Here is a 10929-nt window from a genome sequence, read left to right as displayed (position 1 = left end):
CTAACTCCAGAGTTAATTCGGAAATTCCAGCGCTTGCGGGGCCGCCGAAGATGCCTGCAAATCTATCCGCCGATGAGGCGCAAATGTGCCTTCACCGGCCCGCCCGGCATGTCGATGGAGAAACTGCCGCTGCTGAGCCAGGCTGCATCGACCCCGTCAGAGTTGCTGACGAAGCCCAATGCGACCGGCACACCGCGCCTGTGGCACCAGGCGCCCGAACTGGTCAGACCCACGGGGCGGCCGTCGCAGAGGATGCCCTCGGCCCCGTAGAGTGCGCCGGTATCGGTGGCCAGCGCGATGCCGACAAGGGCTGTGGTTCGAGGCATCTTGCCTTGGGCGAGACCCGCCTCCTGCGGCATTACGGTATCGCCAAGCTCGTTCGGCCAAGCGGGCTCTCCGACCGAGATGCGCAGGGATTCCAGGGCATAGAGACCACCCTGCCGCACAAGGCCAGCGGCACGGAGCGTCTCGGCGGCGTGGGCCGCGAACTCGCTGTCCAGAAGGACCAGGACGCCCCGCGCGCCGCCGACCGAAGTCGGAGCGATCACCGCCGGAGCATAACCGATCTCGGCCATCCGCAGCTCGGCGGCGCCCTGCCCCGCGCCCACACCGGCCAGGCATTCGTCCACCTTCGGGCCGAGCAGCAGGAAAAGCCCATGGGCTGAGGTGACGGTCTGGATCGCATCGGGGGCAATACCCGCGCCTGCCAGCCATTTGCGATGCAGCCGCTCGGTTCCCGGCACCGACAGAACATAGGCTTCGTCATTGCCCACGGTCAGGATGCGGACCGCAGTCTCGATCTTGCCCGTTGCCGTCAGCCACACCGCAGTCGTCAGTCCGGGCTGCGGTGGCGCGTTCTGCCCGCCCAGGCGGTGCAGCGCCGCGACCGCCTCGGCGCCCATGACCCGAAGCTTCGCGTCGGCGGACAGATCGAACAGCACCGCCTCTTCGTCCGCAGCCGTGGCTTCAGCCGCTGCCCATTCCACCCAGTTCTGCCGCCCGTAACTGGGTTGCAGCACTGCGCGTTCAGCATCGGGGGCAAAGACCAGCGGCACTTCCCAGCCAGCGCGGCTGCCGAAGATCGCATGGGCCCCCTTGTGCTGGTGGTGCAAGGGCAGCCGGCGGCCGCCACGTGCCGAAACATGCTCGCGGTTCGGCCAGCCGACATCGTAGAGCACGCCCAGCGCCTCGACCGTGCGGTCGCGCATGTAGCTGCGGCGGGACTGGAAGGGCGAGAACCGCGCCACGTCGTATTCGGCAAAACCCTCGGGGCGGCGACGGTTGGCGATCCATTCGGCCATCATCAGCCCCATCGCCCCGCCGGTCATCACGCCGACCGTGTTCAGGCCACAGGCGACGAAGAGGTTGCGAAGTTCCGGTGTCTCGCCCATCAGCGCGTTGCCGTCGGGGGTGAAGCTCTCGGGCCCGTTGAAGAACAGCTGGATGCCGGCGGTTTCCAGCAGGGGGAAGCGCTTCAGCGCGGCGGTCAGGATCGGCTCGAAATGGTCGAAATCCTCGGGCAGCGAGTCGAAGCAGAAATCCTTCGGGATCCCGTCCAGCGCCCAGGGCTTCGCCCGCTTTTCGAGGCAACCGAACAGCAGCTTGCCGGCATCCTCCTTGTAGTAGGTGCTTTCGTCCGGCACGCGGATGAAGGGCATCGAGGGTTGCAGGCCCGGGATCGGCTCGGTCACGGCGTAGAAATGCTCGGCCGCTTGTAGCGGCAGGCTCACGCCATGCGCGGCGCCGAATTCCCGGCCCCACATCCCGGCCGCCAGCACCACGCTTTCCGCCTGCACCGGCCCCTCGGTGGTGAGGACGCCGCGCACCTCGCCGTTCACGACCTGAAGGCCGGTGACCTCGACATTCTCGACGATCTTCGCCCCGCCCATCCGCGCGCCCTTGGCCAACGCCTGGGTGGTGTCCACCGGATTGGTGCGGCCATCGCTGGAGATGTAGAACCCAGCCAGCGCATCGTCGATCACCACCTGCGGGCAGCGGTCGCGGATGTCGGCGAGCGAGATCATCTCGGCGTCATGGCCGAACTGGCGGGCAAGCGCCGCCGCACGCTCCATCTCCATCAGCCGTTCGCGGTTCAGGGCGAGCATGATCGAGCCGGATTTCTTGTAGCCGGTGGCCTGGCCGGTCTCGGCCTCCAGATTGCGATAAAGCTCGGCCGTGTAGCGCGTCAGTTCGGTCATGCGGCGGGTGCCCCGCAATTCTGCCACCGATCCCACGGAGTGCCAAGTGGTGCCGCAGCAGAGCTGCCGCCGTTCCAAGAGCAGCACGTCCCGGATGCCGAGCTTGGTCAGATGATAGGCGATCGAGCAGCCGATGATGCCGCCCCCGATGATGACGGTGCTAACCTGTGCCGGCAGAGCCATTTTTGTTCCGCTTTCCCGTTTGTTGCTGTCCTATGCGGCCCGTTCAGTGGATGAACGAGGCGCCGGTCACGTCGATGGTCGTGCCGCTGGAGTATTTCGCCTTGCCGCTGGCGCAGAAGACCGCCACGTTCGCCACGTCCTCGGGCGTGCCGAAATGGCCGGCGGGGATTTCATTCAGCATCTCCTGCGCGCCATAGATCGACAGCATGTCCTCGCCCTGGCGGGTGCCGATGACGCCGACGCAGAGGATGTAGGTCTGGATGTTCTTCTTGGCGTAGAAGCGGGCGATGCCGCGCAGGAGCGAGTTCATCCCGCCCTTCGATGCGCCATCGTGGAAGAAGTCCGGCCGGTCCCCGCGCACGGCGATCCGGGCCGAGATGCCGATGATGCTGCCACCGCCGGTTTCCTCGAAATGCAGCACGGCCAGGCGGGACAGATGCGCGGTGGCCACGAGATTGACCTTCAGCGTGTAAAGCCAGTGCGCGTCCCAGTCCTTCGCATCGGCGGTCATCGCGATCGGCTGGCGCACCGCGGCGTTGTTGACCAGCACGTCGATCCGGCCCTTCCATGCCACGGCGGTCTGCCACAGCCGTTCCAGATCCTCCACGCTGTCCATGGCGGCCTGCACCGGCAGCACCTTGTCGCGGCCCAGTTCGTCGGCGATGGCCTCGGCGCGGTCCCTGCTGCTGGTGTAGTTCAGCACCACCGCGGCACCCTGGGCCACCAGACCGCGGAGGATGCCCTCGCCGATGCCGCGCGACGCGCCGGTTACCAGGATGGTCTTGCCGGTCAGATCGGTGAAGTTCGTCATTGCATCATCCCTTTTTCTTGCGGCTGGCGTGCCAGGTCGCCGCCTCGCCCGCCATGGTTTCGGTCAAGAGGCCACCCAGTCGGCGGCTGACCGGGCCAGGCTTGCCGGTGCCGATCCTGCGGCCGTCGACCTCGACCACGGGAACCGCCAGTTCGAGCGTCGAGCAGATGAAGACTTCGTCGGCCGAGGACAGGGTAAAGGCGTCGAACAGGCATTCGTCGACCTCGAGGCCCTCGGCGCGGGCCAGTTCGATCACCACGGCGCGGGTGATGCCGGGCAGGATGTCGCGGCTGATCGGGGCCGTCATCAGCCGGTTTCCCTTAAGGGCGAAGACGTTGTAAGCGATCCCTTCCGAGACAAAGCCCTCGCGGTCCACGGCGATGCCGATATCGTGCCCCGAGGAGGTCACCTCGATCGCGCCCAGCACGCTGTTGAGGTAGTTGCAGTGCTTGGTTCCCGACGGCAGCGCGGCGGTCGAAACCCGCGGCCGGGACAGGAAGATGGCGCGCAGGCCGGCTTCCATCTTCTCGGCGATCAGGCCCTTATAGTAGTCCTTGAAGCCCCGGATCGGGATCACCGTCACATTCGGCTCGGCCTTCTTCAGCAGCCGCGGCTCCCACTTGATCGAGGAGATGCCCTCGCCCCGGCTGATCTGGATGCGCAGGTAGCCGTCCTCCATCGCATTCTCGGCGATGGTCCGTTCGATCAGGTCCTCCCATTCCACATCGGTGAAGGGGTTGGGGATGCGAAGGTAGTCCAACCCGTCGCGCATCCGGTCGAGATGCGGTTGCAGCCGGAACGGTGCGCGGTCCCAGACCGCCACACCTTCGAAGATGCCATCGCCGTAGAGGAAGCAGCGGTCGAACACCGACACTTTCGCCTCGTCCTCGCCAACGAAGCGGCCGTTGAGATAAATCCTTGGGGAAGTGGTAGCCATTTCTGCGGCGGTCCTTGTGTCAGTGAAGGTCGATCCAGAGACCACCGTTGGCGGTCGACCGGGCCGTGGTTCCGGGATAGAGGACGATGGTCGTCAAAGGCTGGTCGATCAGGGCCGGACCTGCAATCGAAGCTCCTGCTCCCAGCTTGGCGCCGTCGATCACCTGCACCTCCTGCCGTCCGCCCAGTTCGCGAAGATAGATCGACCGCGCACCCTTGTGGACCGGCGCGGCACCCGGCAGCGCCGTCACCCCGTGGTCCAAAGCGCGGCGCGGCGCCCGTCCCGTGGCCAGCACGCTCCATTCGGTGAACTCGACCGGATCGGTAGACCGCACGAAGTAGAGCCGTTCATGCACCTGATGGAAGGCTTCGGTCAGGGCGGCCAGCTCATTCGGGCCGCCGATCTGCCGGTTGTCGAAGCCCACCGACAATTGCCAGACCTGCCCGCGATAGCGCGCCTCGACCGAGAAGGTGATATCACGATCTTCCGGCGCAATGCCCATGCGGTCGAGGTAAGCTTCGCCCTCGGCAGCGAGTTCCGAAAGCATGACATTGATCCGGCCATGGTCGAAAGCGTCGCTGGAGGTGGGCACACTGCGCGAGAAGGTGGTCTTCATGTCGCTGACCAGGATGCCGAAGGCACTGAGCACCCCCGCCACCGGCGGCACGAAGACCCGCTTGATCCCCAGTTCCCGCGCGATGGGAACCGCATGCAGCCCGGCGGCGGCGCCGCCCGCCACCATCACGTATTCGCGGGGATCGACGCCGCGCTTGATGGTGATCTCCTCGATGGCGGCGACCATGTTCTGCTCGACCGTCAGGCCGATCAGGCTGGCCGCCTGGTCCACATCCATCTCCAGCGGCTCGGCGATATGGGTGCGGATCGCGGTCGCGGCGTTCTCTCCCGACAACGTCATCGTGCCGCCGGCGAAGTTCGCGGGATCGAGAAAACCTCGGGCGAGATTGGCATCCGTCACCGTCGGCCGGGTGCCGCCACGCTTGTAGCAGGCCGGGCCGGGCACCGACTTCGCGCTTTCCGGCCCCACATGGATGAAGCCGCCCGCGTCGACCCGTGCGATGGAGCCGCCGCCCGCGCCGATGGTCTTGACCTCGACCGAGGCGACGCCGAACACATTGCCGTCGATCACGCCCTCGCGGTGCATCGGAACCTGCCAGTTGTCGACGATGGAGATGTCGAAGCTGGTGCCGCCCATGTCGACGACGATGGCGTTGCAGGTCGGCTCGCCCTCGGCCCGGATGGCGCTGCGCGCGGATTCGGGCGCCGCCGAGGGCCCCGACAGGCAAAGGTTGATCGGCCGGGCCAGCACCTCGTCCACCGCGGTCTGGCCGCCGGACGAGGTCATCAGCGTCAGCACCCCCTCGAGCCCTGCCGCGCGCAGCCGGCTTTCCAGCTCCTTGATGGTCCGCCCCACCAGCGGCTTCAGCGAGGCGTCGATGGCCGTGGCCGAGGTGCGCCGGTATTCCCGGATCGTCGGGCTGGTCTGGTGGCTGAGGCTGTAGGGCACACCGGGCAGATGCTCGGCGATCAGCTCGCCCATGCGGATCTCATGCGCGGGATTGGCGATGGACCACAGCAGCGAGACGGCGATGGCCTGCACATCCAGCCGGTGCATCTCGCGCAGGAGTTCGACGGCCTGCGCCTCGTCCAGCGGCACGTCCACGCCGCCCTCGCTGTTGATCCGCTCGCGCAGACCCAGCGTCAGGTGACGGGGGATGTAGGGCTCGGGGTAGTCGATGGCGAGGGTGTAGGTGTCGGCTTTGCCGCCCTCGCGGATGGTCAGCGTGTCGCGGAACCCCTCGGTGCAGATCAGGCCGGTGCGGGCATAGGTCTTCTCCAGGATGGCGTTGGTCGCCGCCGTGGTGCCGCAGGAGAACCGCGCGCAGCTTGCCAACAATTCCCGGGTCGTCATCGACAGGTCGGTGGCGATCAGTGCGATGCCGTCGAGGATGCCGTCGACGATGCGCTCGGGTGTTGTGGGGGCCTTGTAGGTCTTGACCAGCCCGGCCTCGGCCTCCAGCACGAGATCGGTGAAGGTGCCGCCAACGTCGACGGCGATTTTCAGGCTCATTGCAGGGCTCCCTGACGCTTGGTTTCACGGCGGGCAAGCGTTGCCGCCTCGTTGAGCACGGGTTCGGGGCCGCTGGTGTCGACGATCACGCCATAGACCGAGGCCGCCCGCTCGGCCGAGATCCGCCCCGCCTTCAGCGCAGCCAGGACCTTCTCCGGCGCCCGCCGCAGCGGGTCGCCGAAGCCGCCGCCGCCGCAGCCGAGCGACAGAAGCTTCTCGCCCGGGCGGACCACGGTGTCTACCGAGATCGGCAGTTCCTCGCGCACCCCGTCTCCGGCCAGCCGGGCGATCATCATCGCCGCCCCTGGCTGCCCGCCGCGGACCCCGGCCGGGGGATTGTCGCGCGAGGCGGAATTGACCATGAAGCGCACGTCGCCCTCGCGCGGCCGGATCACGCAATCGGCGCCCGGCGCGCCTTCCCATTCGCCGGCACCGCCGGAATCGACCCGGACCTCCAGTCGCTCGATGATGATGGGCTGCTGCTGCTCGACCACCTCGACGCTGGACTGCCACAGGATACCCTGGCTCGCGCCGCTGCCATAGGTCAGCCAACCGTCATGGCCGTGCATCGCCGGACCACCCCAGTATCCCATGATCAGCTGGTTGACGAAGGGCCGGCCGTGCCGGGTGTCGGTGCCGCTGACCACCGCGCAGGAACCCGGCATCCCGATGGTGCCATAGGCGGTGCCAAGGTCGCCGCGCAGGTCGGCGAACATGGATTGCAGGTGCGGGATCAGCGCATGGCACAGGTTGGTCGTGGCCGAGGAGGTGGCCGCCGGGAAGCGCGGCTTGCCGATGGCCGCTCCCTCGCGCATCAAGGGCTTCACCCGCCGGAACGATCCGGTGCAGCGCGGCACGTCGGCCCCCAGCACATTCAGCACAGCCGTCATCACCGCCGCCGTGGTGGTGCTTTCGGTCATGTTGATGCCGAGCGGCAGGTTGTCCACATTGTCGCGCAGGTCGACGGTGATCAGCTCCTCTTCCGGGTCGACCTCGATGGTAGCGCGGATCGGGATGCCGCCGGGGTAGAGATCAGTCTCGGAATCGTAGAGCATCTCCTTCGACACCCGCCCCTTCGGCAGCGCTGCGATGGCGCGGCGGGCCATCCGCTCGGCATAGTTCTGGAACTCGTCCACGAACTGCCGCACGGTCCCGGCGCCATATTTCTCGCACACCGCCTTCAGCCGGCTTTCCCCGGTGCGCACCGCCGCCAGTACGGCGAGATAGTCGCCGTAGAACTGTTCCGGCACGCGGATGTTGGCCTTGCAGATGTCGATCACCTCGGGAACGTCGCGGTAGTCCTTCTGGATCCGCACGCAGGGCAGCATCAGCCCTTCCTCGTAGACATCGCGCGACCGCGGGCTGTAGGTGGTAGGCGTCGGGAAGCCGATGTCGCCCAGGTGGGCCCGGGCGATGACGTAGAAGGCGATCCTGTCCTCAACGAAGACCGGCGCGCAGACGGTGAAATCGGCGCAATGGGTGTTGCCGAGATAGCCGCTGTTGTTCACGAAGCAGTCGCCGGGCCGGATGTCGTCTCCGAATTTGGCGACGATCGCCCGCGGGATCAGATCGATGGCACCGACATGGACCGGCAGCCCCTGCGCTAGGCTGATCGACTGGAAGTTGGCGTCGGTCAGGCTGCAGGAGAAGTCCATCGCCGTGTTGAGGACGCCCGATCGCCCCGACCTGAACAGGGCATTGATCATTTCGCCGATGATGGCTTCGAATCGGCGCCGCAGGATGACCATGGTGAAGATGTCGATCCCGGGCGGGGTGATGGTTTGCTCGTCGCGTGACAAAACTTGGTTTCCTGTCGACTGGGGCCGGACCGAACGGCCAGCATGTCGGGCACTATGGTCCCGGGTCCTCCGGCGCGTCGAGTAAGTTGTTATTATGCAACATATCATCCGACTTTATGCGCGCTTCTGCGTCTGCGGTGGTATGCACCCGCAAAGACGGGGCGAGCCGGAGGATGCTACGGCTTGATGGCTCTTCGGGAACTAGCGGGCCATCAAAGTACGCGCAAATACCAGCGAGCAACAGGCTGGCCGTGGCGCCGAAAGCGCTCAGGCTAGCAGTCCAAAGTTGAGCCGACTGCCGGCACGTGCGGCAGCACCCATCGACGTTTGCGTTCACGAGCGAACGCCTAAAGTAGTGGCGATGAATCCGTGCAACGGGAAAGCGAAGGTGTGCAGTAATGGTGGTATCGGGCTGGCCTCTGTCGGAGCAAATCGCACGATGGCCTAGGACCGGCCTGCCCTTCGATATGCGTACTCTGAGGTTCGTGCTCGCAGCCGCCGAGCAGATGAGCTTCTCCTCGGCCGCCACTGCGCTGGACACGCGCGTTTCGACCGTAAGTCGCCGTTGGGTCCGAGCCCGTCGACGCGGGCGAGTTCGGTCAGGCGACGATTGGTGCCACGTCCCGAGAGGACGGCCACCAGGTCGATGGTTTCGGCGATCAGCGCGCGCGGCACGGTGACCACGGCTTCCTGGATCAGCTGTTCGAGACGACGCAGGGCGCCGATCCCCGATCCGGCATGGATGGTGCCGATCCCGCCGGGATGGCCGGTGCCCCAGGCTTTCAGCAAATCGAGCGCCTCGGCACCACGCACTTCGCCGACCGGGATGCGGTCGGGGCGCAGACGCAGCGAGGAGCGGACCAGGTCGGAGAGCGTGGCCACGCCGTCCATGGTGCGCATCGCCACCAGGTTCGGCGCGGCGCATTGCAACTCGCGGGTGTCCTCGATGAGGACGACGCGATCCTGCGTCCTGGCGACCTCGGCCAGGAGCGCATTGGTCAGGGTGGTCTTGCCGGTGGAGGTGCCGCCCGCCACGAGGATGTTGGCGCGCGAGGCGACGCCCAGGCGCAGCGCCTCGGCCTGAAGCGGGGTCATGATCCCGGCAGCGACGTAGTCGTCGAGGCTGAAGATCGCCACGGCAGGCTTGCGGATCGCGAAGGCCGGCGCGGCAACGACCGGTGGCAGCAGGCCCTCGAACCGTTCCCCCGTCCCGGGCAGTTCGGCCGACACCCGCGGGCTGCGGGCATGGACCTCTGCGCCGACATGATGGGCGACCAGCCGCACGATCCGCTCGCCATCGGCGGGCGACAGTGTCTGCCCGGTATCGGCCAGCCCTTGCGACAGGCGATCCACCCAGATCCGCCCGTCGGGGTTCAGCATCACCTCGATGACAGTCGGGTCTTGCAGGAGAGTTGAGATGGCAGGCCCGAGCGCGGTCCGGAGCATCCGCACGCCACGTTGGGCCGTTGCCTGCTGGTTGTCGAAGCCTGCCATCTCGTCCCCGTTCCGCCGGGGACGGTCGTGGTGGCGCCCCGGATGGGGATGATCAAGAGAGCCACGAATTGCGGGGTTTCAACAGGTTTCGGTCGTCGTAGTAGGGTGGCGCGCAAATACAGGAGATCGGCGGAATTGCTTTCGCGGCATTGATTGCGAAAGGCTCTGGAAGGGCCGAATCACGTCGGCCACGCGATGGCGCTTTCGCGGCGCAGTGAGCCGTCAGCATTGACATCACACCCATACGACCGATATCATTGATTGCAATTTAAAGAAGGTGAAATCATGGCTTCCATCACCATCAGAAACCTGTCGGCGGAGACCCATCGGGCCTTGAAGATCCGCGCCGCCCAGCACGGCCGCAGCACCGAGGCGGAGGTCCGCGAAATCCTCGAGCGGGCCGCGCTGCCGGAAGGCCGCGTCCGGCTGGGATCTCTGCTGGCCGAGATCGGGCGCGAGACCCGTCTGACGCGGGAAGAGCAGGCCGCTTTCGATGCCGCGATCGCGCGCGACCGGACCCCGGCGCAGCCGCTTGATTTCGACAGATGATCCTTCTCGACACGAATGTGGTGTCCGAGCCGATGCAGGTCACGCCCAACGCGGGCGTGGTCGCATGGCTCGATGGCCAGGCTGTCGAAACGCTCTTCCTGTCCGCGATCACGGTGGCTGAGCTGCGCTTCGGCGTGGCGGTCCTGCCGGAGGGAAAACGCAGGGAAGGCCTGAGATCGCGCCTCGAGGAAACGCTGCTGCCGCTCTTTGGCGACCGCATCCTTCCCTTCGATCTCGAGGCATCGGCAGCCTTTGCCCGCCTGATGGCTGCCGCGCGGGCGCGTGGCGAGGCGATCGGCAAAGCCGATGGCTTCATCGCTGCAACCGCAGTTGCCCAGGGCCTCGCCGTCGCCACGCGCGACGCCGCACCCTTCAGGGCGGCCGGCGTGACCGTCATCAACCCTTGGGAAACGGGAAACTAGGTCGGTTGGTCATTGGTCGTCCTGTTCCCCGGCTGCAGGCGGCGAGATGTCATCGGGGATCTCGTCCAGGAAGCTCTGCCCTTTCTGAATGCGTTTCCCGAGCGTATCCACGAAGCCCTCGAAGCGCTCGCGCCCCTTGACCTGTGCGGTGGCATGGTCCTCGGGCGCGATGGGCGGCGTGATGGTCAGCCAGAAACGGATGAAGAGCCCCAGCGTCTCGGTCGAGATGCGCAGATCGCGCTCGACGCGCGCGGCCTGCCGCGAGAGGCGGTCCAGGCGGCGGGTGAACGCAGCCTCCTGCATGTCGGCACTGTCCGGCGACAGGAAGGAGTCCAGTGCTGCCTCGACGATGGCGGAGCGCGACAGGCGCTTCCGTTCGGCGAGGTCGGCAACGCGCCCGATCAGCTTGACCGGCAGAGAAATGCTGAGGCGATCTCGCATGTCAGG

Annotated in this window: 9 protein-coding genes; 2 read left to right on the top strand and 7 right to left on the bottom strand. The window is 66.6% G+C overall.

What is annotated here, in order from left to right; all coding sequences use genetic code 11:
- Positions 1–62: 62 nt before the first annotated feature.
- The 6 genes from G5B31_RS19930 to trbB all read right to left on the bottom strand — a co-directional run bounded on the left by G5B31_RS19930 (position 63) and on the right by trbB (position 9511).
- Entirely contained in the window at positions 63–2381 is a 2319-nt protein-coding gene (locus G5B31_RS19930; RefSeq protein ID WP_165019950.1) for an FAD-dependent oxidoreductase, read from the bottom strand.
- A gap of 43 nt (positions 2382–2424) precedes the next feature.
- Complete coding sequence (locus G5B31_RS19925; protein WP_165019949.1) at positions 2425–3192, bottom strand: SDR family NAD(P)-dependent oxidoreductase; 768 nt, start codon at positions 3190–3192, stop codon at positions 2425–2427.
- 4 nt (positions 3193–3196) lie between these two features.
- A complete protein-coding gene (locus tag G5B31_RS19920) occupies positions 3197–4129 on the bottom strand; it encodes an aminotransferase class IV (RefSeq protein WP_165019948.1) in 933 nt (310 codons plus the stop codon).
- 19 nt (positions 4130–4148) lie between these two features.
- The gene (locus G5B31_RS19915) at positions 4149–6218 is read right to left on the bottom strand and encodes a hydantoinase/oxoprolinase family protein (protein ID WP_165019947.1); all 2070 of its coding nucleotides are present in this window, start codon (positions 6216–6218) and stop codon (positions 4149–4151) included.
- On the bottom strand, positions 6215–8017 hold the full coding sequence (locus G5B31_RS19910) for a hydantoinase B/oxoprolinase family protein (protein WP_205912035.1): 1803 nt from the start codon (positions 8015–8017) through the stop codon (positions 6215–6217). The genes G5B31_RS19915 and G5B31_RS19910 overlap by 4 nt, the downstream gene beginning before the upstream one ends.
- A 444-nt stretch (positions 8018–8461) precedes the next feature.
- Positions 8462–9511 carry a P-type conjugative transfer ATPase TrbB gene (gene trbB / locus G5B31_RS19905; RefSeq protein WP_165019946.1) on the bottom strand — a complete coding sequence of 350 codons (1050 nt, stop codon included), beginning with the start codon at positions 9509–9511 and terminating at the stop codon, positions 8462–8464.
- A gap of 285 nt (positions 9512–9796) precedes the next feature.
- Here trbB and G5B31_RS19900 point away from each other — a divergent pair, with 285 nt between their 5' ends.
- Both G5B31_RS19900 and G5B31_RS19895 read left to right on the top strand, forming a co-directional pair.
- Positions 9797–10060 carry a plasmid stabilization protein gene (locus G5B31_RS19900; protein ID WP_165019945.1) on the top strand — a complete coding sequence of 88 codons (264 nt, stop codon included), beginning with the start codon at positions 9797–9799 and terminating at the stop codon, positions 10058–10060.
- Entirely contained in the window at positions 10057–10482 is a 426-nt protein-coding gene (locus G5B31_RS19895) for a type II toxin-antitoxin system VapC family toxin (protein ID WP_165019944.1), read from the top strand. The genes G5B31_RS19900 and G5B31_RS19895 overlap by 4 nt, the downstream gene beginning before the upstream one ends.
- Positions 10483–10491: 9 nt before the next feature.
- On the opposite strand, the gene G5B31_RS19890 is transcribed toward G5B31_RS19895, so the two are convergent.
- Positions 10492–10923 (bottom strand): ribbon-helix-helix protein, CopG family, encoded by a 432-nt coding sequence (locus G5B31_RS19890; protein ID WP_165019943.1) that lies wholly within the window; start codon positions 10921–10923, stop codon positions 10492–10494.
- Between the last annotated feature and the right edge of the window lie 6 nt (positions 10924–10929).

The sequence above is a fragment of the Rhodobacter sp. SGA-6-6 genome (genome assembly GCF_011043545.1).
Lineage (GTDB): Bacteria > Pseudomonadota > Alphaproteobacteria > Rhodobacterales > Rhodobacteraceae > Pseudogemmobacter.
This window is presented reverse-complemented; position numbering and strand designations above follow the sequence as displayed.

Bases quoted from the DNA above. Each gene is read 5' to 3' on its own strand.
- G5B31_RS19895 (WP_165019944.1), top strand. From the start codon at position 10,057: ATGATCCTTCTCGACACGAATGTGGTGTCCGAGCCGATGCAGGTCACG.
- G5B31_RS19925 (WP_165019949.1), bottom strand. From the start codon at position 3,192: ATGACGAACTTCACCGATCTGACCGGCAAGACCATCCTGGTAACCGGC.
- G5B31_RS19890 (WP_165019943.1), bottom strand. From the start codon at position 10,923: ATGCGAGATCGCCTCAGCATTTCTCTGCCGGTCAAGCTGATCGGGCGC.
- G5B31_RS19930 (WP_165019950.1), bottom strand. From the start codon at position 2,381: ATGGCTCTGCCGGCACAGGTTAGCACCGTCATCATCGGGGGCGGCATC.
- G5B31_RS19900 (WP_165019945.1), top strand. From the start codon at position 9,797: ATGGCTTCCATCACCATCAGAAACCTGTCGGCGGAGACCCATCGGGCC.
- G5B31_RS19920 (WP_165019948.1), bottom strand. From the start codon at position 4,129: ATGGCTACCACTTCCCCAAGGATTTATCTCAACGGCCGCTTCGTTGGC.
- G5B31_RS19915 (WP_165019947.1), bottom strand. From the start codon at position 6,218: ATGAGCCTGAAAATCGCCGTCGACGTTGGCGGCACCTTCACCGATCTC.
- trbB (WP_165019946.1), bottom strand. From the start codon at position 9,511: ATGGCAGGCTTCGACAACCAGCAGGCAACGGCCCAACGTGGCGTGCGG.